The sequence below is a fragment of the Planctobacterium sp. AWH2_060 genome (genome assembly GCF_056158425.1).
The window spans coordinates 1,381,232-1,406,299 of record NZ_JBSWTG010000001.1 but is presented as its reverse complement, the minus strand read 5'-3'; the positions used below and the strand labels follow the sequence as shown (position 1 = coordinate 1,406,299).

General features: G+C 45.2%; 20 protein-coding genes. 8 read left to right on the top strand and 12 right to left on the bottom strand.

Annotated elements, in window-relative coordinates; all coding sequences use genetic code 11:
* Positions 1-104: 104 nt before the first annotated feature.
* Positions 105-938 carry an MOSC domain-containing protein gene (locus tag ACXAD8_RS06175; protein WP_475226198.1) on the bottom strand — a complete coding sequence of 278 codons (834 nt, stop codon included), beginning with the start codon at positions 936-938 and terminating at the stop codon, positions 105-107.
* Between the two features lie 78 nt (positions 939-1,016).
* Positions 1,017-1,982, bottom strand: a complete 966-nt coding sequence (locus tag ACXAD8_RS06170; protein ID WP_475226195.1) for a GlxA family transcriptional regulator — start codon at positions 1,980-1,982, stop codon at positions 1,017-1,019.
* A 195-nt stretch (positions 1,983-2,177) separates the two neighbouring features.
* Between ACXAD8_RS06170 and ACXAD8_RS06165 the strand changes: the two genes are divergently transcribed.
* The 4 genes from ACXAD8_RS06165 (at position 2,178) to def (ending at position 7,437) form a co-directional block, all read left to right on the top strand.
* Positions 2,178-3,107 carry a homoserine O-succinyltransferase gene (locus ACXAD8_RS06165; RefSeq protein WP_475226193.1) on the top strand — a complete coding sequence of 310 codons (930 nt, stop codon included), beginning with the start codon at positions 2,178-2,180 and terminating at the stop codon, positions 3,105-3,107.
* Between the two features lie 75 nt (positions 3,108-3,182).
* Positions 3,183-4,232 (top strand): homocysteine S-methyltransferase family protein, encoded by a 1,050-nt coding sequence (locus tag ACXAD8_RS06160; protein WP_475226190.1) that lies wholly within the window; start codon positions 3,183-3,185, stop codon positions 4,230-4,232.
* Between the two features lie 26 nt (positions 4,233-4,258).
* A complete protein-coding gene (gene metH / locus ACXAD8_RS06155) occupies positions 4,259-6,880 on the top strand; it encodes a methionine synthase (RefSeq protein WP_475226187.1) in 2,622 nt (873 codons plus the stop codon).
* Between the two features lie 11 nt (positions 6,881-6,891).
* Positions 6,892-7,437, top strand: a complete 546-nt coding sequence (def, locus tag ACXAD8_RS06150) for a peptide deformylase (RefSeq protein WP_475226185.1) — start codon at positions 6,892-6,894, stop codon at positions 7,435-7,437.
* A 15-nt stretch (positions 7,438-7,452) separates the two neighbouring features.
* On the opposite strand, the gene ACXAD8_RS06145 is transcribed toward def, so the two are convergent.
* On the bottom strand, positions 7,453-8,535 hold the full coding sequence (locus ACXAD8_RS06145; protein ID WP_475226183.1) for a bile acid:sodium symporter family protein: 1,083 nt from the start codon (positions 8,533-8,535) through the stop codon (positions 7,453-7,455).
* 68 nt (positions 8,536-8,603) lie between these two features.
* On the opposite strand from ACXAD8_RS06145, the gene ACXAD8_RS06140 reads away from it, so the two are divergent.
* Positions 8,604-9,101: a WbuC family cupin fold metalloprotein gene (locus tag ACXAD8_RS06140; RefSeq protein ID WP_475226180.1), complete on the top strand. Its 498-nt coding sequence runs from the start codon at positions 8,604-8,606 to the stop codon at positions 9,099-9,101.
* Between the two features lie 267 nt (positions 9,102-9,368).
* On the opposite strand, the gene ctlX is transcribed toward ACXAD8_RS06140, so the two are convergent.
* Positions 9,369-10,292 carry a citrulline utilization hydrolase CtlX gene (gene ctlX, locus ACXAD8_RS06135; RefSeq protein WP_475226177.1) on the bottom strand — a complete coding sequence of 308 codons (924 nt, stop codon included), beginning with the start codon at positions 10,290-10,292 and terminating at the stop codon, positions 9,369-9,371.
* A gap of 168 nt (positions 10,293-10,460) precedes the next feature.
* On the opposite strand from ctlX, the gene ACXAD8_RS06130 reads away from it, so the two are divergent.
* On the top strand, positions 10,461-10,907 hold the full coding sequence (locus tag ACXAD8_RS06130; RefSeq protein ID WP_475226175.1) for an Lrp/AsnC family transcriptional regulator: 447 nt from the start codon (positions 10,461-10,463) through the stop codon (positions 10,905-10,907).
* A 307-nt stretch (positions 10,908-11,214) separates the two neighbouring features.
* Here ACXAD8_RS06130 and ACXAD8_RS06125 read toward each other — a convergent pair whose 3' ends face one another.
* From ACXAD8_RS06125 to ACXAD8_RS06095, 7 genes are all read right to left on the bottom strand, one after another.
* On the bottom strand, positions 11,215-12,072 hold the full coding sequence (locus ACXAD8_RS06125) for a D-amino acid aminotransferase (protein WP_475226172.1): 858 nt from the start codon (positions 12,070-12,072) through the stop codon (positions 11,215-11,217).
* A gap of 75 nt (positions 12,073-12,147) precedes the next feature.
* On the bottom strand, positions 12,148-13,104 hold the full coding sequence (locus ACXAD8_RS06120) for a 5-oxoprolinase subunit C family protein (protein WP_475226169.1): 957 nt from the start codon (positions 13,102-13,104) through the stop codon (positions 12,148-12,150).
* Positions 13,094-13,807, bottom strand: coding sequence for a 5-oxoprolinase subunit PxpB (pxpB, locus tag ACXAD8_RS06115; protein ID WP_475226167.1), 714 nt, complete (start codon positions 13,805-13,807; stop codon positions 13,094-13,096). Before pxpB ends, ACXAD8_RS06120 begins: the two co-directional genes overlap by 11 nt.
* Entirely contained in the window at positions 13,804-14,535 is a 732-nt protein-coding gene (locus ACXAD8_RS06110) for a 5-oxoprolinase subunit PxpA (protein WP_475232893.1), read from the bottom strand. The genes pxpB and ACXAD8_RS06110 overlap by 4 nt, the downstream gene beginning before the upstream one ends.
* 11 nt (positions 14,536-14,546) lie before the next feature.
* Positions 14,547-15,338, bottom strand: coding sequence for a putative hydro-lyase (locus ACXAD8_RS06105; RefSeq protein ID WP_475226164.1), 792 nt, complete (start codon positions 15,336-15,338; stop codon positions 14,547-14,549).
* A 51-nt stretch (positions 15,339-15,389) separates the two neighbouring features.
* Positions 15,390-16,235: a glutamate cyclase domain-containing protein gene (locus ACXAD8_RS06100; protein ID WP_475226162.1), complete on the bottom strand. Its 846-nt coding sequence runs from the start codon at positions 16,233-16,235 to the stop codon at positions 15,390-15,392.
* A gap of 40 nt (positions 16,236-16,275) precedes the next feature.
* Complete coding sequence (locus ACXAD8_RS06095) at positions 16,276-17,484, bottom strand: acyltransferase family protein (protein WP_475226159.1); 1,209 nt, start codon at positions 17,482-17,484, stop codon at positions 16,276-16,278.
* A gap of 238 nt (positions 17,485-17,722) precedes the next feature.
* On the opposite strand from ACXAD8_RS06095, the gene ACXAD8_RS06090 reads away from it, so the two are divergent.
* Together ACXAD8_RS06090 and ACXAD8_RS06085 are read left to right on the top strand one after the other, a co-directional pair.
* Complete coding sequence (locus ACXAD8_RS06090) at positions 17,723-18,700, top strand: DUF1852 domain-containing protein (RefSeq protein ID WP_475226157.1); 978 nt, start codon at positions 17,723-17,725, stop codon at positions 18,698-18,700.
* A 20-nt stretch (positions 18,701-18,720) separates the two neighbouring features.
* Complete coding sequence (locus tag ACXAD8_RS06085) at positions 18,721-19,755, top strand: methionine synthase (protein ID WP_475226154.1); 1,035 nt, start codon at positions 18,721-18,723, stop codon at positions 19,753-19,755.
* 107 nt (positions 19,756-19,862) lie between these two features.
* On the opposite strand, the gene ACXAD8_RS06080 is transcribed toward ACXAD8_RS06085, so the two are convergent.
* Positions 19,863-24,686 (bottom strand): FG-GAP-like repeat-containing protein, encoded by a 4,824-nt coding sequence (locus ACXAD8_RS06080; RefSeq protein WP_475226151.1) that lies wholly within the window; start codon positions 24,684-24,686, stop codon positions 19,863-19,865.
* Between the last annotated feature and the right edge of the window lie 382 nt (positions 24,687-25,068).

Here is a 25,068-nt window from a genome sequence, read left to right as displayed (position 1 = left end):
TACCGAATAAACAAGATATTTTACAAAGATAAGTGTGTAAAAATTTTTTAAAGCCAGTGGGCAAAGGTCTACACACTGTTGTCGAAATACAACGCAAAGACGTTTTAATTACCAGTGATTATGCGCAGTGATTGACCGACAGAAAGTGACCCCGTTTCTTTGCCAGGCAAATGCGCGTGCTGTCCGAAATAGGGCAGGTTTTTATCGCCTACCGGGAAGCTCGCCATTAATGTTTGCAGTGGCTGCCCTGGTGTAGCGACAACGCCCTGTTGCTGATCTACCGATGTCATTGGGCAGCGTTGGCAGGGACCAATCATGGAAAATTGCAATGATTCTGAACTCAGGCTTTGCCAATTATATTCATGCCATGGATGTGTATCTGCAAGGATAATATTGGCGCGAAAACGGTCCATTGGCATAGGTTGTGGTAGCTGTTGATTTAGATCTTCCAAAGAGGATTCGCAGGTGATCAGGAATGGACAAGCATCCGCCAGTTTTAATGATGATTCTTGATTTTCCAGGTACTTGGTGCCTACCTGACGCTCTGTCGCGTTGTTAAATCGCACCAGACGCAGTTTCCCACCGCGAAATTCGTCCAGTACGGCTGTTAACCAGTTACTAACTTCTGGCGATTCCTCGAAGCCCTCTACGGTATCTTTCCAGATTTGCCATAATGTCGGAGTTGCACTGGCATCGCTCGTCACTGTTATTGAGCCATGTTGTGGGTGACTAAGGCTCAGTTGGCAATTTTCATAGTGAGTTTTAATGGTGGCCATTGCCGGAATTTGTCGCTGAGTGACAAACTTTCCGGAAGCGTCCACAACCATCCATTGGCGGTCGCCTTCCAAACCTGTTGGCAACACAGTTGCTTCTGTAAGGCTGACTCCGGCTAATGATTTTACTGGATAGATGTGTAGTGCTGAAATGGTTGCATTCATTGAAATATCCTTAAGGCTTGTTGTTCACTGGTGCTAAAAATTGTCCTATTTAAACAGGGTTTATATAACCAAATAGTGCTACAAACCCTGGCTAAAATATTGCTGCCAGAGGCTCGGTTCAATACCGTATTTACGCTTAAATGCGCGTCTGAAACTATCTGAGGACTGATAACCTACCTGAAATGCGACATTTTTAATACTCTTTGCCGAGCTACTCAGGAAAGTTTTCGCCTGTTCCAGTTTGATGTGTTCCAGCCAGGCCCTTGCAGTCATTTTGTAATGTTGTTGTACCAGGCGATTAAAATGCCTGTCGCTCATGGCGCACTGGGCCGCCAGATCAGAGACACTGATGGGTTTTTGCAAATTATCCAATAACCATTGATAACCCATTCTGAGTCGATTGTTGTCAATGCTTTGAAATTTTAAAGGCTCGGAAAATTGGCTCTGGTTGCCCGAGCGTTTGAAGTAGGTCACCAGATATTTAGCCGCAGAAGTGGCTGCGCTGACACCGTAATCTTGTTCTACAATATGTAAAGCTAAATCAATGCCGCTTAACACTCCCGCAGAAGAAAAAACGCTATCCTGTTGGATAAATAGTCTGTCAGCATCCACCTTAAGGTGAGGATGACGGCGTTGCAGTTCTTCGGCAAAGTGCCAATGAGTAGTGACCTTCAGCCCCCTTAACTGTGGCAATTTAGCCGCTAAAAAGACACCAGTACAGATGCAGACAATGCGTTTATCTTTGGCTGCTATCTTATTCAGGAAGGGCGATACAAGTTGCTCTGTGACTTCTTGTCTCGCGCCGGTGCCACCGGGGATTACCAGGGTATCGATATCAGGGGCATCACCAAAGTCAAAATCAGCTTCTAACTGAATGCCGGTTTCACTTTTTATTTTCTTTTGTGGCGCGATGATGCAACAGTCGTAGACGGGCTTATTATTTAGCTGAATCAAAGAAAAACACTCCAGTGGCCCGACCAAATCCAGTAACTGAATATCGTTGTAGGTCAGAAATCCTATGCGATGCGGGGGAGATGAACTCATATTGCCAGTGCTTTGCTCAGTAGATAAACGCACTATAACAGTTAAATTGAGGTCTTAAATGCTAAATGCACGACAATTTCGGACATGATGTCGTTTGGACGTCCAGATGTTTAGACGTAAAGATGTTGACAATGACTACCATTAAGGCACAATGCCGCAATACTAACGTTTCACTATGAGATTGAGATAATCATTATGCCCATTCGAGTACCTGCTGAATTACCTGCACAAGCTGTTTTAGACAAAGAGAATATCTTTGTCATGGATAGTGAGCGGGCATCTATGCAGGATATTCGCCCCTTGGAAGTGGGTATTCTCAACCTGATGCCGAATAAGATTCAAACTGAAACGCAACTTTGTCGGCTATTGTCCAATACTCCGCTACAGATCAATGTGGATTTAATTCGCATTGATAATCATGTTTCCAAACACACACCTGCGGCGCATATGGATTCCTTTTACCAGAATTTTGATGACATAGCTGGCAAACGCTACGATGGCCTAATAATTACAGGTGCCCCAGTGGCGTTGGTGGATTACGAAGAAATATCCTACTGGGACAAGATAACGACAGTTATGGATTGGGCGAGACGCCATGTGCAATCTACTTTGTATTTATGCTGGGCGGCACACGCTGCCATGTACCATTTTTATGGTATAAATCGTCATATCCGTGAAGAAAAGCTATTTGGTGTCTTTGAGCATCAGGTTAACAAGCCTCTGGATGAACTGGTGCGAGGTTTTGATGGCCGATTTTATGCGCCTCATTCCCGTTACGGTAATATTTTGGTTGAGCAATACGATTCAGTGCCTGAGTTAGATGTCCTGGCCAGCTCTTCGGATGCCGGGGCTTACATTGTTGCATCGAAAGACAAACGCCAGGTGTTTTTGACTGGTCATCCGGAATATGAATTAGAAACTCTCAATGACGAATACACTCGTGATATTAGTGCTGGCTTAAATACTCCTATCCCGACGAATTATTTTTCGGAACCTGATAATCCGAAGTCAGATCCTGTTTTGAGATGGCGAGGTCATGGTACTTTATTGTATACTAACTGGCTAAATTATTATGTGTATCAGGTAACACCTTTCGATTTGACTCAATTGAGCAATCAAACCTGATATAAGCAGATAACAATAGAATTGTTGGTTATAAATAATCTCCAGTTTTTGGGCTAAGGGAGTAAGTAAATAAACATGAGTTCAAGGCAGCTAATATTATCTTGTTTGGCAGAGCGGATCTTGATTTTGGATGGTGCCATGGGGACCATGATCCAACGTCATAAGTTGGAAGAGCATGACTATCGCGGCAAACGCTTCGCTGACTGGCCTTCTGATTTGAAGGGCAACAACGATCTGCTGGTATTAACTCAGCCAGATATTATTCGTGAAATTCACGGTCAGTATTTGCAGGCCGGGGCAGATATTTTGGAAACTAATACCTTTAACGCCACCAGCATCTCTATGGCGGATTATGATATGCAGTCATTGGTGACTGAAATCAATGTCGAAGCCGCCAGGCTGGCGCGTCAGGCAGCTGACGAGTACACAGCTAAAAATCCCGATAAACCGCGCTTTGTCGCCGGGGTTCTTGGGCCCACAAACAGAACGGCCTCCATTTCACCTGATGTGAATGATCCCGGTTATCGCAATGTTAGTTTTGAGCAACTGGTAGAAGCCTATAAAGAGGCTACCCATGCCCTGATTCAGGGTGGTTCTGATTTGATTTTGATTGAGACCATTTTCGATACCTTAAACGCCAAAGCGGCAGCGTTTGCAGTGGATGAAGTGTTTGACGAATTAGGCTATCAATTACCTGTTATGATTTCAGGCACTATTACCGATGCTTCCGGACGCACTCTGTCAGGACAAACTGCAGAAGCCTTTTATTATTCTTTGCGTCACATTCAACCGATTTCGTTCGGTCTGAATTGTGCTCTGGGTCCTGACTTGTTAAGGCAATATGTAAAAGAAATATCCGATGTAGCGGAATGTCATATTTCTGCCCACCCCAATGCCGGATTACCCAATGAGTTTGGTGAATACGACATGGAAGGACCGGAAATGGCGGCGCACATTAAAGAGTGGGCAGAGTCAGGTTTGGTGAATATTGTCGGCGGATGCTGTGGTTCATCGCCAGAGCATATCAGTTCAATTGCCAATGCGGTTTCTGCAATCGCGCCGCGCAAATTGCCCAAACCAGAGGTCAGAATGCGCCTGTCTGGTTTAGAGCCATTTATCCATTAATACGCCCACGAAGAGAGACAGAGACTATGAACCAAGCATCATCGACATTTGTCAATATTGGTGAGCGTACCAATGTTACCGGGTCGGCCAGATTTAAACGTCTAATCCTCGAAGGGGATTATGAAACTGCATTGGATGTAGCACGTCAGCAGGTGGAAAGCGGCGCTCAGGTCATCGATATCAACATGGATGAAGCCATGTTGGATTCTGAAGCAGCCATGACTCGATTCCTGAACCTGATTGCTTCAGAGCCTGATATTGCCCGGGTTCCCATTATGATTGACTCTTCTAAATGGTCAGTTATCGAAGCCGGACTAAAGTGCGTTCAGGGTAAAGCCATTGTTAACTCCATCAGTTTGAAAGAAGGGGAAGAACCCTTTTTGGCGCAAGCTAAGAAAATCAAACGCTATGGCGCTGCAACTGTGGTGATGGCATTTGACGAAGTAGGGCAGGCTGATACTGAAGAGCGCAAGTTTGAGATCTGTGAGCGTTCCTACCGACTATTGACTGAAAAAGTGGGTTTTCCACCGGAAGATATCATTTTTGATCCCAATATTTTCGCAGTAGCTACGGGGATCGAAGAGCACAACAACTATGCGGTTGACTTTATCGAAGCAACCCGTCGTATAAAGCAAAACCTACCACATGCTCATATATCCGGTGGCCTGTCTAACATTTCGTTTTCTTTCCGTGGTAATAATCCGGTACGGGAGGCCATGCACTCGGTATTCTTGTATCACGCCATCAAAGCCGGTATGGATATGGCAATCGTAAATGCTGGCCAGTTAGAGGTCTACGATGAAATACCGGATGAGCTGCGCAAGGCAGTTGAAGACGTTATTTTGAATCGTCATCCGGATGCCACCGAAGTGCTGGTAAATCTGGCACCTAAATACCATGGTGATGGTAAAGAAGCAGTTAAAGAAGATCTGAGCTGGCGTGAACAGCCGGTCAACAAGCGACTGGAACACGCGCTGGTTAAAGGTATTACTGATTATATTGTTGAGGATACCGAAGAAGCACGCCTACAAGCAGAGCGCCCATTGCACGTGATTGAAGGTCCGTTAATGGACGGCATGAACGTGGTGGGAGACCTGTTTGGTGAAGGCAAAATGTTCCTGCCTCAGGTGGTAAAATCGGCACGGGTTATGAAAAAAGCCGTCGCTCACCTTGAACCCTATATCGAAGCCGAAAAAGAAGAAGGTAGCACTAATGGCAAAATCTTGCTGGCTACTGTTAAAGGTGATGTTCACGATATCGGTAAGAACATCGTTGGCGTGGTGCTACAATGTAATAATTATGAGATTGTCGATCTGGGTGTCATGGTGCCATGCGCCACCATTTTGCAAGAAGCAAAAAATCACAATGTCGATATCATCGGTTTGTCGGGCCTGATCACGCCTTCACTGGATGAAATGGTGTTTGTTGCCAAAGAAATGGAACGTCTGGGCTTTGATATTCCACTACTGATCGGTGGTGCCACTACATCTAAGGCACATACTGCGGTAAAAATTGAGCAAAACTACAGCCACCCTGTGGCTTATGTGTCGAATGCTTCTCGTGCAGTAGGCGTTTGTCAGAAGCTACTGTCAGCCACTCATAAGCCTGATTTCGTAGCGCAACTGCAAAAAGAATATGACACGGTACGGGAGCAACACGCTCGCAAAAAGCCGCGCTCTAAACCAGTCACACTGGAGCAAGCCCGCAGTAACCCGGTTGTTATTGATTGGCAAAACTATCAACCACCAGTGCCAGTAAAACTGGGAGCGGAAGCTGTTGAAGCCGATATTGCTACCCTGCGTCATTACATAGACTGGACACCGTTTTTCATGACCTGGTCACTGGCCGGTAAATATCCACGAATTCTGGAAGATGAAGTGGTGGGAGAAGAAGCTAAGAAACTGTTTGCCGATGCTAATTCGCTGTTAGATGAGCTTCAGGCGTCGGGTCAGTTGCAGGCAAAAGGGGTCTATGGCCTATTTCCGGCTAATGCAGTAACCGATGATGTTCAGATATTCACTGATGAAAGTCGTTCGCAGCTGTTAGCCACCAGTTGTCACCTCAGACAGCAAACCGATAAGGGTAAGAACCCCAATTATTGTTTGAGCGATTATGTTGCGCCTAAAGATTCTGGCAAAGCCGATTATGTCGGGGCTTTTGCGGTAACGGCTGGTATTGGTGAGGACGAACTGGCTAAAGCTTACAAAGATGCTGGCGATGATTACAATGCCATCATGATTCAGGCGGTGGCCGACAGGTTAGCTGAAGCCTTTGCTGAGTATCTGCATCAACAGGTCAGAAAAGTATATTGGGGCTATGCGCCAGATGAAGCGCTGGATAACGACGCCCTTATTCGTGAAAAATATCAGGGGATTCGACCGGCACCAGGTTACGCCGCTTGCCCAGAACACACTGAGAAACAGGTGATCTGGGACTTGCTGGAGGCTGAGAAGCACACCGGCATGAAGCTGACGGAAAGTTATGCCATGTGGCCCGGTGCATCGGTATCCGGCTGGTATTTTTCTCACCCTGATTCTCGCTATTTCGCAGTGGCACAAATCCAACAGGATCAACTGCAGGATTATGCACAGCGCAAGGCGATGAATATCGAAGAAGCTGAGCGCTGGTTAGCGCCAAATTTATCCTGATGGAGGTCATTATGAATGAATTTGAACATTACCCTGACGTGTTAACAATTGCCAAGCTGGGCGAACCGGTTTTGCGTCAAGCGGCAGCCCCCGTGACCGAATTTGATCAGGAATTAGATAAGTTTGTGATGCGTTTGCAAGACAAAATGGCCGAAGCTGGCGGTGTAGGTATTGCCGCGCCTCAGGTATTTTGTGCAAGACAAGTTATGATTATTGTCTCCAGGCCCAATAAGCGTTATCCCGATGCACCGCAGATGGAACCTTTAGTGGTCATTAATCCGCGTATCATTGCGCAATCAAAAGATACCGTCACGGATTGGGAAGGTTGCCTGAGTATTCCAGGAATTCGCGGTCAGGTGGCAAGAGCCGACTGGGTTGAAGTGTTCTTCCAAAATACCCATGGGGAAATGCAGCGCAGACGCTTTGACGGCTTCTTAGCCCGCATATTTTTACACGAGTATGATCATCTGATTGGGCGCGCCTGGTTGGACTCAGTGCAAAATAATCGCGATATCATCAGTGAAGATGTTTATCTGAATCAGGTGGCTGCCGCCTGATTCAGTTCAGTGTTTTTACTGATTGGCACTGCTGCGCCACCAGGTGGCCAATAGTGAACCGGTAATGTTCATTGCCGGGCTGAAAAACGCAGGTGCCAGTCCCATAGTGGCCAGTTTTTGCATGGATAGAGCGATGCCGGACGCTAATCCGGAATTTTGCATTCCTACCTCAAAAGCAATTGTTCGGGCGTCCTGTTCTTCGAGCTTCAGCAGTTTTGCCAGACTATAACCCAGGCCAAATCCCAGCAGGTTGTGCACTAAGACAATGGCGATCAATAAAAGCCCAATGCTCAGAATAGCCTCTTTTCCCGCCGCACCAATAATCGCCAGAATGACCACGATACCCGACATAGAAATCAGAGGAAAAATTCGCTTCAACAGTTGTATCTTTTGCCGGAAAAAATGATTTATCACTAAGCCCACCAGTACCGGCAGGAACACAATTTTAAGCATACTGAAAAACATGGCCGAGCTGTTAATTGTGATCAATTCTCCTGCCAGTAGCTGCATTAAAAATGGCGTAATAAATGGCGAAAGTAGTGTGGCGATGGCGGTTAATGTTAAGGATAAAGCGACATTGGCATTAGCAATGTAGCTCATTACGTTAGATGCCAGGCCGCTGGGTGAGCAGCCCACTAAAATAATTCCCGCAGCTATTTCCGGTGGCAATTGCGATAGCGTTGCCAGTGCAAAACCAATGAGTGGCATTAGACTGAATTGGCACAACAGACCGATGACGACGCTTTTAGGCATGGACAAAACCCGAACAAAATCAGCGAAGCTAATGGTACAGCCCATACCAAACATGATCAGCATTAAAAGCGGAATAATGAGTTGTTTGGTATCGAAATCCTTAACCTGCAAAATGGTGTCTGGAAACAACAGCCCGAAACAAAAAGCGACAAATATCCAGAGGGTGAAAATTAGATTGCGGGTTTGCTGTACCTGGTAAAGAGCTAAAGACAAGAGCGTAAACCCCGCCATCATAGCCGAGAAAGTAGAGTTTTTAGCATCCAATTGAAAATAGAAGATGGCTGCCATCATAAAACTGGCTATTGCTGCAATAGTGAAATTTCTGGATGTTTGGGGAATTGACATTATCGTTTTTGAATTTATCGGATGTAGCTTTTAATCTAGCAGAACTAAACATTCAGAAGAAGCATCGAATGACCATTAAACTATTTGATAATCAGTTATTTGCCGAGCTCGATGAGAAAGCCGCCAGCAGCCCTCGCAAGCGTAGTAACTGCAATATTCACCATGGGCCAGATGCCGCCGTCCAGCGCCTGTTTATCACCCTGTATCCAGACTCTTATGTCCGACCTCATAGACATCTGGAGTTGAATAAATGGGAGTTCTTTTTGATGGTTTCCGGCGAAGTGGCTTTTTTAATCTTTGATGAGCAGGTGGTATGCCAGGAGCGTTATCATTTGTCAGCTAATGGTGATATCAAAGGTTTAGAAATTCCTCCTGGTGTCTGGCATACAGTGGTACCTTTGCAGCAACCCGCCACCTTTTTCGAGGTAAAACAGGGGCCTTATACCCAAACCACCTCAAGATACTGTTTCAGAGCTATCACAGCGCTTTCAGTACAAGGCGCATGTGAGAAGGAATGTCGGCTACCTTTCAAACACATGCAACACAGTAATGGAAGTGCTGTGTAGCTCCCGAAGGGCGTGGCTAAAAAACGTTTATACTGCATTAAAATGACTTGACGTGAGAGCAACCATGCCTACGTCATTTTTACTTGTCTAAACGTTTTTTATCTCACGCTGAAAGCTAGCATCTTGAGGTGATTTGGGTATATATCCCATTAGATGACAAGGGCTTTGCCAGCTGGGCGCCAGAAGAAGGCGCAAACGAAGTGCCAGCATTTTTAGCTCGATTGAAAAATATTGAGCCGGGCCAATCAATAAACTGACCCTGACAAATTAGCGTTTCGATAAATGAACTCCTGCCAACATGCAACGTATGGAGCCACCCGCTAATTCCAGCATGGAAACATCCAGTGGCAGCAGTGTGACATGTTGTTCCAGTTGCCTTATTTGCTCTTTATCAAGAGCCTTGAATGCGGTTTCGGATAAGGCCAATAACCGACCTTGTTTGCTTTGCAGTTCCAGCGCATTACCGCAAAATCGGTTGATTTGCTGCTCGCTAAGAGAAATGATTTGTCTGCCGCTGTTTTCAAAACGACGGATAATTTCCTGCCGACGCGGCAAATCCTGCATCATATCAAACCCAGCCATCACAAAATCTGTACCTATGCACATGAGCACATTGGTATGGTAAATGGGGGCGCCACTGCTATCGGCTGCTTTAAATACCATGGGTTCAAAATTGAAGTGTGAACAAAATCGCTCAAGGGCTATGGAATCCGTTCGGTTTGATTGTGCTGCGTAGGCGACTCGCTCCAGATGGTCCAGTACCATGGCACCGGTGCCTTCCAGAAACAAGTTGTCATACTCCAATCCAGAATAGTCCACCACGTCTTGCACCCGATACTCTCGTTTTAGCATTTCGATAATGTCGGAGCGCCTTTCCTTGCGTCGGTTTTCCGTATACATAGGGTAGATTGCCACCTGTCCACCGGTATGAGTGGAAAACCAGTTGTTGGGAAACACCGAGTCTGGTGTTTCGGTGCCGGTGTCTTCGAACAGATGCACGCCAATGCCATGGTGTTGCAGTGTTTTCGCTACCTGACTGACTTGTTGATAGGCGATACGGACGATTTCTGGTGTTGGGATACTAACTTCTGAAGGTTGAAATTTATTGTCACTCAGAGTTTGTGGGTTAGGGCAAAATTGATGCGGCCTGATCATCACCACAGACGAAGGGGATTGCGGGTTCATCGCCATTGTTTATTCTCCACGTTTGCTGGATTTATTCTTTTTGTTGGGATAAGCGTACTACGAATAGTGGATTAGTATAAATGTCAAAAATTTGTATAAAATCTGGTTTATTTTTGCAGTTTGCTAGGTGTAATCTATCAAAATGAAATATTTGTATAAAAGTTGGGTGAGACAATGAGTAGTCAAAAGAGCGTACCCTATTTACATGATAGTCTCGACAGACAATTGTTAGCGCTGTTACGCAGTGATGGTCGCGCTTCAATTTCCCAATTAGCTGCTGAGCTTAAAGTATCCCGAGGAACTGTACAGAATCGTTTAGATCGGCTGGTGTCCAGTGGTGCAATATTGGGTTTTACGGTTCGCGCTCATGAAGAAATTGAAAGCAATGTTGTGCGGGCGATAATGATGATTGAGGTGGTAGGCAAGTCCACTGCACAGGTGATCCAAAAATTAAAAGGTATCCCCCAGTTACAAAAACTACATACCACTAATGGTGCATGGGATTTGGTGGCTGAAATCGTGGCAGGAAACCTGGTGGAGTTTGATCACGTATTACGGGATGTCAGGTTGATTGATGGGGTGCTGAACAGTGAAACCAGCATACTATTAACCAGCGCGTGAAGAGCATATACCCAAATCACCTCAAGATACTGTTTCAGAGCTATCAAAGCGCTTTCAGTACAAGGCGCATGTGAGAAGGAATGTCGGCTACCTTTCAAACACATGCAACACAGTAATGGAAGTGCTGTGTAGCTCCCGAAGGGCGTGGCTAAAAAACGTTTATACTGCATTAAAATGACTTGACGTGAGAGCAACCATGCCTACGTCATTTTTACTTGTCTAAACGTTTTTTATCTCACGCTGAAAGCTAGCATTTTGAGGTGATTTGGGTATAAATAAACGGAACCGGGGTTCCGCTTATCAGATATTAATAGTCGAACTTATGTATCGAATATAATGCCTGTGCCTGCTGCCAGATTTCTCCTGGCGTACCGTTATTGATCAGCTTATCGTCAACCTGAACTACCGGCATGATTTCTTTGGAAGAGCTGCTGAGCCATACTTCGTCTGCGTTTAAAACATCATTTTTACTGATTTGAGCCTCAGATACCCAAAATTCGCTGTGCTTCTTTAAGATATCTAAAATCAGTTGCCGGGTAATACCTGGCAACAGCGCGTTACTCAGGGGCGGTGTCACGATATGGCTGTTTTTAACAATAAACACGTTTGAAGAGCTGGCTTCGGTCAGATAATCAGATTGGTCAAACAGCAAGGTTTCATTGGCATCACTTTCAACGCCTTGTTGATAATGCATTACATTACCCAATAACGACGTAGACTTTATGTGGCAACGTTGCCAGCGTCTGTCCGTGGTAGTAATGACTTTAGCAGTTTTGGCGTTGTTGATATCAGCCACTGGCGCAGCGGGGATTTCAAAAGCAAAGGCAAACACAGTGGGGCTAATTCCCTGAGGATAAGCGTGACTGCGTTTGGTGTCGGCTCCACGACTTATCTGAATATAAATACCCAGGTTACCTGAGCCATTTAAAGACAATAGCTTTTCGCACAAGGTCCGCCAATCCTGGAGTTGGGTGGACAACGGAATCTTCAGCTCTTTCAGGCCGTTATTGAGACGATTGATATGAGGTTCAAAACCTACCATTCTGCCCTGATAGGATGGGATTACTTCGTATACACCATCGCCAAATAAAAAGCCGCGATCCATAGGGGAGATTTTTGCTTGCTCAGCAGGTAGGAATTCCCCATTTAAGTAAACCTGATTCATTGTTTTCTAATTCCAGAAAGAAGATTAAGTCTATTCGTTTTTATTGCGCTATTGAATGTCACTCTGAGCGATGGATCACTCAGCGTATTGTTGCATAGTCGTGTTGTTGAATTTCGCCCGGGCAAGATGAAGCTGGTTGTGAGCTTCTTCGATAGTGATAGGGGTAAATTCAACTGTTGCACCTGCTGTGGTTTGCATTAGCCTGCTTAAGTCTAATGATAATACACTGCCTATTTTGGGGTAACCCCCAATCGTTTGTCGGTCTTTACCTAAGACAATAGGTTGACCGTCTGCTGGTATCTGCACCGCCCCTTGAGCTATGCCTTCTGACAACATGGTGCGGGTAGGAAATTCAATTGCTGCACCGGTTAGCCGGTAGCCCATTCTGTCGGCTAGTTGGCTTACTATATAACTATTACTAAAAAAGCGGGCTTTTTGCAGACTCTCGAAATTATCATATTGATAGCCCTTTACCAGCCGTAATTGCAGCTTTTGTGAGTAATCCGGGATATCTTCTGGCTGCATACCCAATAAAGGCTGGGGTTGATGAAAAAAGCGCTCTAAAACTTGGTTTGCCTTTAATGGTTTGCCGTCAAAGCCACCGATACCCTCTCGTACTACAGTGGCGCTGCTGTTAAGTTGCGGCGTCAGACTGAAACCGCCGCCCACTGCCAGGTAGATTCGACAGCCGGCAGTGGCAAAATCGATGTTGAGAATATCGCCTTTAGCGATATTGTAGCTGCGCCATTGTGCGATTTCCGTGTTATTCAAACTAACCTTGCATGTTGCACCGGTAATACAAATCTGCCCTGCGTCTAGTGATTCAAGTTGCAGTCCGCCCATGGTTATTTCAAGGGTGGAACTGTTGCTGGGATTTCCCAGCAATCTATTCGCCCACATAAAGGCCAGTTCGTCGGCCGGACCACCGGTGGTTAAACCTAGTCGAGCCTGACCAAATCGACCGGCATCCTGGATCAGACTGAGCATACCAGCGTTAATAATTTTAAAAGCTGGCAGGGATTTAGATGTCATATAGTTCGCCTCCAAGTGCCAGATATTCGGCTCTGTCTATCGATTTGAAGCAAACCCTATCACCGACATCAAATGGCATGGCTGGTGTTTGGGATAAATCAAATAAGGGAGTGGGGCAAAGACCAATGATATTCCAGCCGCCGGGGCTTTGTGACGGATAAACTGCGGTCTGTCTATCGGCGATAGCCACTGCGCCTTTGGGCACTTTTTTACGAGGTGTTTGCAGGCGTGGCATGGCAATTACCGGGTCGACTTCTCCCAGGTAGGCGAACCCTGGTGCAAAACCGATAGAGTACACCTGATACTCTATAGCGCTGTGACATTGTATTACCTCATCTACTGATATGTTTTTTTCGTTGGCAATAACTTGCAGATCCGGACCTGATTCCTCAGCATAATATACCGGCAGGGTCACCAGCTTGCCCTGCGCTTGCTGTACCTCTAATTGCACCGCTTTGCTATAGGCCTGTTCAATCGCATGGCTTACATAAAAATGGTCAGTATTCAGGGCATCATAAATAACCAGGAGTGAGTTAAACGATGGCACGAGATCCAATAATTTATCGTTTAGCGTTTCGCTAACAATGCTCTGTACTGCGGTAATTTGAGCGGAAACTGTTTTGCTTGGAGAGTCCGCAAAATACACCATCAGGGCATTTTCTGAAGCAACAACAACCTTTGAAAAGCGGGTGTTGCTGGTCATTTTTTGCTGCATAGTTGTTTTAGGCGTTTAATCAGATTTATTGATTCCGGGTTATCCCCGTGTACACACAGAGTATCGGCTTGTATAGCCAGGCTTTTGCCGCTGCTGGTAGCAACCGTTCCCTCTCGCACAAGTTGTTCAACCTGTTCGATGATTTGTTGTTCATTGAGCACAGCGCCTGGCTGACTGCGGCTAAGCAGATGGCCTTTGTCGTCATAACGGCGATCTGCAAAGGCTTCAAACAGCAATCCGATGTCCATTGTTTTCGCTTGTTGAGCGTGCTGCTCCGCTTGTTGAGTCGCCAGTAACATCAACTTTAGCGGAGTGGGATATCTGGCTATTGCTTCCATAACTGTGGTCAGAATTTGGGGTTCTGCCATCATTTGGTTATACAGGGCGCCGTGAGGTTTTACATAGGTAATTTGTTGCTGTTGAGTTCTGGCCATACCCTCCAGTGCGGCTATCTGGTAGTGCAGTAAATTAATGAGTTCGTTAGCAGCGATATGCATGGTTCTGCGTCCAAAGCCTGCGAGATCCGGATAACCTGGATGGGCGCCAATTTCGGTTTTGCATTCCCCTGTGTGTTTTAACGTGGCCGCCATTACGTTGGCATCACCAGCATGAAAACCACAAGCAATATTGGCCATATCAATATGCGGGATCACCGCGTGATCCATGCCCATTTGCCATGCACCAAAGCTTTCGCCTAAATCACAGTTGAGTTTAATCATGGGAGTTTTCAACCTTTTGCAAAATCACTATTTTTCAGATCAGTCACCAACATACTACCCGGACTATGGGTAATGCAAAGTTCTGGTTTTGCATTCATGATGGCTAGTTGTGGTGTGACACCACAGGCCCAGAATAAGGGGACTTCATCGTCGTGAATTGTAACCGCGTCGCCAAAGTCAGGTTGGCTCAAGTCTTTAATGCCAATTAAAGATGGATCACCAAAATGTACCGGAGCACCATGTACTGACGGATAACGCCCACAAATCTGAATGGCATTGATTGCGTCAGCTGCTTTCATGGGCCGCATACTCACCACCATATTGCCACTAAATCGCCCGGCAGACTGACAGGGAATATTGGTTTCATACATGGGGACATTTTTTTGTTCTGAAATGTTCCGTATTTCAATTCCTGCGCTAATCAATGCTTCTTCAAAAGAAAAAGAACAGCCTAACAGAAAAACCACAAAATCATCGCGCCAGATATCCCTGATATCTGATACTTCAGCACTGAATTGTCCATCTTTAAACACCCGATAGGAAGGGAAATCCGTTCGGATATCGATATCTTGTCCGGCATCCGCTAACTTAAAATCACTGGGAAATTGGCTGCTGGCAATGATGGGGCAGGGCTTGGGATTAAGTTGGCAAAATTGGGCAAATTCATCCGCCAGTTCTTTGGGCAAAATCACCAAGTTGCATTGTACAAAGCCCTTTGCCAGACCAGATGTGTGTGTACGATGTTCACCACGTCTTATCGCCAGGCGTATCTCTTGGGGTGTGGATTGTGCTGTCAGCATTATTTACGGGCTCTTATTCAATAAATGTTGAACGTGTCTATGCTAAATAAGCTAGATTTTGGCATTGGCTATGATCTTTCTGATTTGATTGAGAACGTCATACCCTGCAGTAAAGCATAAACTGTCTTCAGTCAGCTCGTTTCGGCGGGTAACACCATCGACACTGCCTCTGAGTGAAAGGTATTTTAATATACTTTCAACGTCCAGAGTTCCCAGTAGATCATCAGGGTGCCAAAGACTCATCAATCCAATCAACCCATAGGCTGCCCAATTCGAGACATCGGCTATCAAAAGTTCATCACATTGAGTGATGGAAGGAATGATATTCAATGAAGCCAGAGCGGGGGCTATATTGCCCATACCAATCTCGTTGCCGCCATCACCAATAGCGATGGTGGGGCAATTTGCCTGACTCATAAAAAAATCAAAACTGGCACAGCGGATTGAAATATCTTCACCACGCATGTTGCAGTAACTACCGGCGGCATTAAGTCCGGGTCTTTCGATAGACACAATTGCACCTGGTTTAAACCGGGTCAGGACTTGCTGTGTGTAAAGTGGTGCTCCCAGAATATCATTAACATTAATAGGGATTACCCGATAATCCTCTTTAAGCTGAGAATATAGTGGGTCACCACAAACCAGATGAGGTGTTTTCCCCAAAGATTGTAGCGATTCATAAAGTAAAATAGCGGCTACCGGCCCATCAGTTTCAAAAGTGTGATCTACAGGGAACCCGGTGCCAATGAGTATATTACCCTGACAGTGGAATAGCGTTTTGGCGGCCCGTAAAAAGTAACCAGGACGCAACTCTGACTGCATGGCTTTCATGCCCCTGAGATTGCGGGCCACCAGACAATCTTCGACTTGTTGACTGATCTCAAGAAGGTTCGTCATAAGCCTGTGCTGAATCTCATTCCAGTAAAATTAGTATCTATTACACTTTCCATATAATGTCCTTTTTATACATATAGTGAAACACCCCATAAGACATAATCAGAAAGGTGAATGACCAGGCTAGTGAACCATTATAATTGCCCAGCAAGGGTTGATAAACATGTGAAAACAGGAATTCTTTCAATGCCATGTTTTGCGCTGGTACCATGAGTAACACACGTTCAACAATGCCCGCAAACATGTAAAAAGCAATGGAGTTTGCGCCAAAAACAATAAAGGGAGCGGTCCATGTTTTCATGCTGTGATAATCGATAATATAGATACACAATGCCAACGACAGAATGGCAACCCCGGAGGACAACAATACAAAAGTAGGAGACCACAATTGTTTATTGATAGGAAAAGCGCCATCCAGAAGCCAGCCCAAAACAGTCAGTACCACTCCCCATGCCAGTAATTTTTTTATTTGTATCGACAGTGGAGTCTTACTTTGAGTGGAGTTTTGCAAATACTCCCCAACTGCTACCCCAGATATGCAAGAGACTATAGCCGGTAGGGTACTTAACAAACCTTCAGGGTCGTAGCTAAATGGATGAGTGGTGTTATCGTATACATGTCTAGTGGTCAGTATCATGTGATCCAACCAAGCCGCCAGATTATTACCTTTAACCAGTAAGCCTTGATAAACATTACCCTCGGCATCGCTGTATGGCATGTAAAGCATCAAACCAGTATAAATAAGGAGTAGGGCAGGAGCCAGACTGTAAAAGTACCGTTTAGGTAAGTACAGGCAAGCCACCACGCAGAACAGGTAGACAATGGCGATGCGCTGTAGAACCCCTAAAATGCGAATGGAATACAAACGTTGTTGCAACCAGTCGTAGTTACCGGCTACAAAATTAAAGTAAAACAGGGCTAAGAACAGTCCCAGGGCAAACAATTTTGCGGCACGAATTGCTGATGCTCGTGTGATATCTGATTTAGTTACCCCTTTCCTTTGCATCACAGCCACAGACAAGCTGATGGATACCCCGACGATGAAAATAAAAAATGGAAAAATCAAGTCGGTGGGTGTCCAGCCATGCCATTGCGCATGGCTTAAAGGTGCATAAACATAAGACCAACTACCTGGATTATTGACCAGAATCATTGCGGTTATAGTCAGTCCACGAAAAACATCCAGAGATAACATCCGGTTCGAGGGGATCTTGCCAAGAATTGTTTCAGCGTAGCGATTGAAAAATACCATGACGCATTTCCATTGTTATCAGAGCTGTATGCTCTGGCAGGTATATCAGCAGTGCAATAATGTATCCGTCATTGCGCCAATAAACTTATGAAAATAATTCATCTTTAAATGAAATAAAGTCATTTTTATTCATGTATGTGAATGGGTATAAATATCTCCATGGAATAACATCGAACTCACTACAAAGGCAATGCCGCGCTCTGTTCAGTAAGTTCGTAAGACTGGATTGAATAGCACTATGAGTAATGACTTTATCTTTACTATAAAAAAACAGCTTTTTGATGAAAACTATCAACCCGCTGATAACACTCGCATAACCACCAATTTCGCCAATCTGGCAAGAGGTGAGCGGCGCCAAGAAAACCTACAAAACGCCCTGCAGATGGTCGATAACCGCTTTAATGCACTGGCGAACTGGGATAATCCCAATGCAGAACGCTATGCATTGGAACTGGAAATCGTCTCGGTAGATATGGAAATTGCGGGTAGTGGCCAAAGTTTTCCCACTATCGAAATATTAAAAACCAACATCCTGGATCGAAGAACTAATAAGCGCACTGAAGGCATCGTGGGCAACAACTTTTCTTCTTATGTTCGGGATTATGATTTCAGTGTGGTGCTGCCAGAGCACAATAAAGGCCGCAACAGTTTTAGTATTCCTGAAGGCTTTGGCGAGCTTCACGGCAAGTTATTTAAAAACTTTGTGAATTCTCCGGTTTATCAACAGCACTTTGCTAAGCCTCCGGTAATCTGTCTCAGTGTGTCAGACAATAAGGTCTATCACCGCACTGAAAATCAGCATCCGGTTCTGGGTATAGAATATCAACCCAATGAGTCTTCACTTACGGAGCAATATTTCAAAAAAATGGGCTTACAGGTGCGCTACTTTATGCCGCCGGACAGTGTTGCCCCGTTAGCCTTTTATTTCTTTGGGGATTTGCTTTGCGATTACAGCAACCTGGAGTTGATCAGTACCATCAGTACCATGGAGACCTTTCAAAAGATCTACCGCCCGGAAATCTACAACGCCAATGCCGTGGCAGGAAAACGCTATCAGCCTGATTTAAAAAACCGAGACCATTCACTCACACAGATCGTTTATGACCGTGAGGAGCGTAGCAAATTAGCAATTAAACAAGGCAAATTTGCAGAGCAATATTTTATTAAGCCGTATCAGGCCTTGCTGGAACAATGGTCTGCTAACTACGCCCTATAACTCACAGAGATATCTTAATTATGAAAACACTTTTACCTACGTCTACTGCCGGTAGCTTGCCAAAACCTGCGTGGCTAGCTCAACCCGAGCAATTATGGTCTCCCTGGAAATTACAGGAAGAGGAACTTATCGATGGCAAGCAGGATGCGCTGCGTGTGTCATTACAAGAACAACAACAAGCGGGAATTGATATTGTGAGTGATGGTGAGCAAACCCGTCAGCACTTTGTTACCACCTTTATCGAACACCTTAATGGCGTGGATTTTGAAAATCGTAAAACAGTCAAGATCCGTGACCGTTATGAAGCCAGCGTGCCAACTGTTGTTGGAGCGGTTAGTCGCACTAAACCGGTGTTTGTAGAGGATGCTAAATTTTTGCGCCAGCAAACAGACAAACCCATCAAGTGGGCATTGCCTGGTCCCATGACCATGATCGATACTTTGTACGATGCGCACTATAAAAGTCGTGAAAAGCTGGCCTGGGAGTTTGCCAAAATTCTCAATCAGGAAGCGAAAGAGCTGGAAGCCGCAGGGGTTGATATCATCCAGTTTGATGAGCCCGCATTTAACGTATTTTTCGAAGATGTCAGTGCCTGGGGTATAGCGACATTGGAAAGAGCTATCGAAGGACTTAAATGTGAAACCGTGGTGCACATTTGCTACGGATATGGCATTAAGCCCAATACCGACTGGAAAAAGACGCTGGGCTCAGAATGGCGACAGTACGAAGAAATATTTCCAAAACTGCAAAAATCCGCCATCGATATTATCTCTTTGGAATGTCACAACTCCAGAGTGCCGATTGAATTACTGGAACTGGTGCGAGGTAAAAAGGTGATGGTAGGGGCCATTGATGTGGCGAGTAATTCTATTGAAACACCGGAAGAAGTGGCCGACACCCTGCGCAAAGCCCTCAGATATGTGGATGCCGATAAGCTGTATCCCTGCACCAACTGTGGTATGGCACCACTATCACGCAAGGTGGCAAGAGGTAAACTCAATGCTTTGAGCCAGGGGGCAGAAATTGTGCGTAAAGAGCTGCAGGGCGCCTTGTAGTCTTGCGTGTTTTTCCCCTCATTTCCCCTCATTTGCCCTGTCCGGTAGTGGTTTCCAGGCATTATTGCTGAATTCCACCACCGGTTAATTGTTGTCACCCTCCTGGTTTACAGCCAGCCGGACAACCAGGATGCTTTTTTGTCAGCAAGGCGATTCCGCAGTAATTCGGTATTGCCCTGCAACATGTTCATTCTGGTGGAAATCGGCGCAGCCAAAGGAATGTCAGTTGCCTGTTTACCAAAGTTGGCTCGCTGAATTTCGCCGTTTGAACTATTGAGGATATACCACATCTGATTGGAGGGGCGTCTGACTGCAACATCGGCTTTGCCATCGCCATCGTAATCGGCAACAACCGGAATATCCTCAGCTTGTTTGCCAAAGTGAATGCGTTGTATCTCACCATTTGAGCTATTGAGGATATACCACATCTGACTGGATGGTCGTCTGACTGCAATATCGGCCTTGCCATCGCCATCATAATCAGCGGCAACCGGGATGTCTCCGGCTTGTTTACCAAAATTGAAGCGTTGTATTGCAGAGTCTGAACTGTTGTAAATGTACCACATCTGATTAGACGGACGTCTTACGGCAATATCCACTTTACCATCGCCGTCATAATCTGCCGGGACCGGAATATCTTCACTTTGCTTGCCAAAATTCAGTCGACTGATGCCATCACTAAAGCCCGTTAATGAGTCAACGCCAGAGGAGTTTCTGATATACCACATTTGATTTGAGGGACGTCTGATTGCGATATCTGCAATACCATCACCGTCATAATCGGCAGGAACCGGAATGTCCTCACTTTGGGTGCCGAATTTTACCCGGCTGATGCCATCAGCAAAGCCACTGATGTGATCTACACCAGAAGAATTTTTGATATACCAATAGTGAGTGGATGGCCGTCTGACGGCAATATCTGTTATGCCGTCACCATCAAAATCACCGGATATCGGGATGTCTGAGGATTGGGTACCGAAGGAAACTCGTTGTATTTCATCGTCACTGGAGTTGGCAATATACTGAATGTGGCTGCTGGCTCTTCTCACTGCGATATCTGCCAGGCCATCACCATCATAATCATAGGCCGTGGCAGGAGTTGAGTCCTCTATTAAGATACTGGCACTGCCTGAGTTGCCGTTGTCTCCTCCGATGCTGGCCCAGGTTTCAGATGCCAGATTGTGGGATGTGTTTAGAGCAACTAACTCGCCTTCCTCTGTCAGGAAAATGAGCTTTTTATCCATTAACACCAGTGGGGAGGTGACCCGGCCGATGTCAGTATAGACATCTCGCCAATTATTTTCGGCTTTTACATTGTATTGCCATTGTAGCTCGCCAAATCGCGTCGCTTCAGGTAAAAGTGCACTGACGTAACCACTGCGAGTGCCTGAGATAATGGCACCAGCTTCATCACTCACAAAGCCTGTGATATCACCAGCAGAGCGAACCTGACGAATTTCCTCGCCAGTTACCGTATTAATGGCGGTCATTAAACCACCTTCACCTGTCCAAAGTGTACCGTTTGCATCGATAACTATACCTGCGTGAGTACAACAACTGCTATTGCGCCATAATTCGTTGCCTGAGGCATCAAGGGCGATTAAATAGGTGCCATTATCATAGGCGGCATAATAAAGATTGCCGTTGTTGTCCAGGGCGATGGTGCCGTAATTACCGGCAAATGCAGTTTGGGACGGAGGAGTGTATTGCCAGTTTACCGAACCGTCATTCGTTACCTGTAATACAGTGGCATTGTCCAGTACCACGTAGTAGAGCTGATTAACGCTGCCAATGGAGCTGATGATTTCATCCGTTTGTAGTTGCCACAGTTTGTCACCCTCAAGATTCATGGCGACCAGGTAAGAACTGCCATCAATTTGGGCTGATGTGAGCAGTGTGTCACCGTTGGAACGTACCGGTGTCAGGCCTTTTTCTAACCAACTGGAAGCAAAACGCTGTTCCCATATTTTTTCACCTTGTGACGAAATTGCTTCTACAGAGCTATAATCGCCAGACAAATAAATAACGTCATTGATGACAGATATTTCAGGGTAGTAGGAAAGGGTGCGATAGCTCCAAAGCCAATTTCCGCTGCGGTCATAGGCGCTGAGCTCTCTGCTGCCGGTTAATAGGTACAACTGTTCAGAGCTTGCCGCTAGTTTATTATTGGCAGTAGTGCCAATCGCGTTTTTCCAGGCCAGCTTGCCGACTTCACTCGAAGGCTGTTCTGCTACTTGTTCACTTCGAGTAGCATCGTTAGGGTAGGCATCTTCGCTATCCGGTATACCATCACTATCGCTGTCTTCTGCAATTGGCGAAGTTCGGTTTTGATATTCTACCAGGTTGGAGATGCCATCATTGTCTGAATCCAATTGGCTATCATCGATGCTGGGATCCAAACCGTACAACACTTCCCATTCATCTGCCATACCATCATTGTCGTTATCCGCGAGTACATTTACCAGTATGCTCCTCAGCGGTATAAATCGATTCACCTGTTCAATATAGGCCGATAGATTGTAGAGCACTTTACCTTCTCTTGTGGCAAGGCCGGTCTGGCGGAAGCTGATGCTACCATCGTCATTCTCAATCCAGACACTGTTAGGTGTGGTGGCCTGACCCGCGTATTCGAGGCTAATAGCCGGGAAGGAAATGAACAAATCCGAGACTTCATTCCAGACGTTTATTACGGTACCAGCCATATTGAAATATTCGTTATCAATCACGGATATTTCTGAGGCTGTATCCATTTCTACCCTTGGCATTGCCGTCCAGTAAACCGGAGCTAGTTGCACTAACCCTGTGTTTTTCACTGAAATTTCAATTGCGTGGTGAGCAAACAGCCAGCTTTCAGGGCGCGGGACTTCAACACTAAAACGGTAGCCGTTTATGGTAGTATCATAAGTCAGTTCACTGCTAAGCAATTGCCACTCTTCTTGTGACTGTCCACTTACTTTTATCTCGATATCGTCAGTATCAGCTACGTTGTGAATCTCTCCCGTTATCATCTGACTATCTGTGCTGCTGGCAAATAGTGTTGCCACCTCATCCAGGTGTATTTGTGGCATTGAAGCTAACAGTGATTCAATATTGACGGTGACATAGGTTTCTGCCAAAAAGCGTGAACTATCAAAACAGGCGTCGTCGCCTTCACATAAGCGCACTCTAAAGCGAATACCGCGGGCTCTGGAATCACGAATGCTCAAAGCTGAAAGCAAGCTAGCGAGTTTTACTGGATTGTCAGTAAATGCAATATTCAAGGTGGTTTCTGTTGTCTGGCTATTCAGAGATACTGTCACTGCATCACTGATGCCTGAGTTGGCAATATCACTAAACTGGCTAGAGCCGTTTTTCGTTTCTTCGATAGTGACTGATAAGTTACTGTCTGAAGGTAGTGATGAGTGGCTAAAAGCAATATTGACTGGCTCACTCTCAGAAGCGTAATAGATTTGTTGCCCACTGCTGATATCAATGCTGGTCACAAATTCGGGTGTCTGACGTAAAGCTATAATTTCAGGTAGCACTATTCCGTTGTGTTCATAATAGCCTATCAAAACCAGGCACTTTTGAATTGGATTATCAGACAACGTCAGGTTGTTTTGGTTTGTTGCAATATCGTGGGAGTTGCTTAAATTGCGGACAAAAAAGTCTGAACAGAACTCGCTGTTTAGCTCCAGCAACTGCGTTTGAGAGTAATCTCCGTTGCTTAACCAGCTTATTGTTAACCCATCTGTATTCTGACTGAAATTTAAATCAGTTAAAGGTGCTGAACGAGTAGACAGGGGCCAGGTTTTTCTTAAGAATTCACTGGCATCAGCAGCATCGAGCTCTGTTTCTGCAACACCAATGGCCTGGTCGTTTATTGATAAATCCGGGTTACTAAATTTGTCAAACGAAACGCCCCCCGATTGCATCACAGAGCCGACATTCTTGTTGTCGATAGTCGTACTAAACCCATATGGAATGGCATAGTCGTGACTGACCAGCAAATCTGTTCTTTCATGTTGCAGGCCCATAGAGTGGCCTAGCTCATGAGTTAATACCATGTCATCAATATCTACGTGGATGTCAGAAAGAAACACATGTCGACTGGATTCAGATGTTAACGCACCCTGATTATAATCATCATTTGTGAAGGGCCATAAACGTGCAAAACCGCCAATGCCCGGTTGCATGTCGGGGTGATACAAATAAACGATGCGTTCTGCTTTCCCTTCCAAAATGGCTTTGTTGATGGGGTAGGTTGGATTATCAGAAAGAGTTACCAAATCGGTGATATCACTTACATCAGAGATAGTAATAATGTCTCCAAGTGCAAATCGAAAGTCGTACACTTCAGAATTCACCAAGATTAGATTGCTGTAATCAATAAGCTGAGCGAATACCTCTTCGATACTAATCTCTTTAGATAGTGCGGTGATCAGTACCTGGCTTAACGACTGAGGAGTTACCACAAAACTGGTGTATACCACATTGTCTTCGATAACTTTCGACTGGGTTTGCTTTAAATTGGCAATATGCTTTTGCTCTAAAGGGAGTTTTAGCGTTTGCTTTGCACCCGGTACAACAACGTGGTCGTGAAAGTTAGCCTGTTCGTTGTGTAGGTATTTTTCTGCCACTGAACCATCCGAGCTTAATTTGAAAAACCGGTCCTGACCTTTGAAGTTAATCTGAAAGTTCAGCTCACCCTTGAGGTTGCGATGGACTTTAATCGTCTGGCCGGATTTTACTGAGCGATAAAACACCACTTCACCCAAACCATCGTTATAGCGTTGTACAGCAACATAACTATCCTGTGATGTCGCGACGATTTCAGGTTGCGCTGTAAAGGCGGTTAAGTCAGGGACTTCAGGGGCAGAGAGATGAGCATTAGTTTTGAATGCAAAGCAGAACCAAATTAGAAAAGCTAAGCGAAAGACTCCGGTTTTCATATAGATACTCCATGAAAAGTGCGAGCTCATCTTAGCAGTGGAATTTAACAGACTCAATTGTGAATTTTAAATATCCACCTTTAAATTAAGCTATTGTTTTTGATGGTAAAAAATTATGGCTGGCTTTGTTACTGATAGATATCATATAGCCTATTAAAGCTACCTTAGTCTTGTAACTTTCCTGCAAAACTAAGCCCTAACTCAAGTAATTGATATGTATTAGTTCAAATTAAGTAAGCCTGAATCACAATATTATTTATAGAGAGATATAGAATCTACAACCAGGTGATCCTCGAGAGATTTGCACTCACTCCTTGTAAATGATAACTGTAATTATTAATATTACGAATATTTGAGGTTGTTCCTGATAGTTTCTCAAGTC

Excerpts from the sequence above, each read along its gene's own strand:
- ACXAD8_RS06130 (WP_475226175.1), top strand. The coding sequence starts at position 10,461 with ATGAGTAGTCAAAAGAGCGTACCCTATTTACATGATAGTCTCGACAGA.
- ACXAD8_RS06100 (WP_475226162.1), bottom strand. The coding sequence starts at position 16,235 with ATGACGAACCTTCTTGAGATCAGTCAACAAGTCGAAGATTGTCTGGTG.
- ACXAD8_RS06160 (WP_475226190.1), top strand. The coding sequence starts at position 3,183 with ATGAGTTCAAGGCAGCTAATATTATCTTGTTTGGCAGAGCGGATCTTG.
- ACXAD8_RS06080 (WP_475226151.1), bottom strand. The coding sequence starts at position 24,686 with ATGAAAACCGGAGTCTTTCGCTTAGCTTTTCTAATTTGGTTCTGCTTT.
- ACXAD8_RS06170 (WP_475226195.1), bottom strand. The coding sequence starts at position 1,982 with ATGAGTTCATCTCCCCCGCATCGCATAGGATTTCTGACCTACAACGAT.
- ACXAD8_RS06125 (WP_475226172.1), bottom strand. The coding sequence starts at position 12,072 with ATGAATCAGGTTTACTTAAATGGGGAATTCCTACCTGCTGAGCAAGCA.
- ACXAD8_RS06090 (WP_475226157.1), top strand. The coding sequence starts at position 17,723 with ATGAGTAATGACTTTATCTTTACTATAAAAAAACAGCTTTTTGATGAA.
- ACXAD8_RS06165 (WP_475226193.1), top strand. The coding sequence starts at position 2,178 with ATGCCCATTCGAGTACCTGCTGAATTACCTGCACAAGCTGTTTTAGAC.
- ACXAD8_RS06095 (WP_475226159.1), bottom strand. The coding sequence starts at position 17,484 with ATGGTATTTTTCAATCGCTACGCTGAAACAATTCTTGGCAAGATCCCC.
- ctlX (WP_475226177.1), bottom strand. The coding sequence starts at position 10,292 with ATGGCGATGAACCCGCAATCCCCTTCGTCTGTGGTGATGATCAGGCCG.
- ACXAD8_RS06085 (WP_475226154.1), top strand. The coding sequence starts at position 18,721 with ATGAAAACACTTTTACCTACGTCTACTGCCGGTAGCTTGCCAAAACCT.
- ACXAD8_RS06145 (WP_475226183.1), bottom strand. The coding sequence starts at position 8,535 with ATGTCAATTCCCCAAACATCCAGAAATTTCACTATTGCAGCAATAGCC.
- ACXAD8_RS06175 (WP_475226198.1), bottom strand. The coding sequence starts at position 938 with ATGAATGCAACCATTTCAGCACTACACATCTATCCAGTAAAATCATTA.
- def (WP_475226185.1), top strand. The coding sequence starts at position 6,892 with ATGAATGAATTTGAACATTACCCTGACGTGTTAACAATTGCCAAGCTG.
- metH (WP_475226187.1), top strand. The coding sequence starts at position 4,259 with ATGAACCAAGCATCATCGACATTTGTCAATATTGGTGAGCGTACCAAT.
- ACXAD8_RS06140 (WP_475226180.1), top strand. The coding sequence starts at position 8,604 with ATGACCATTAAACTATTTGATAATCAGTTATTTGCCGAGCTCGATGAG.
- ACXAD8_RS06105 (WP_475226164.1), bottom strand. The coding sequence starts at position 15,338 with ATGCTGACAGCACAATCCACACCCCAAGAGATACGCCTGGCGATAAGA.
- ACXAD8_RS06120 (WP_475226169.1), bottom strand. The coding sequence starts at position 13,104 with ATGACATCTAAATCCCTGCCAGCTTTTAAAATTATTAACGCTGGTATG.
- pxpB (WP_475226167.1), bottom strand. The coding sequence starts at position 13,807 with ATGACCAGCAACACCCGCTTTTCAAAGGTTGTTGTTGCTTCAGAAAAT.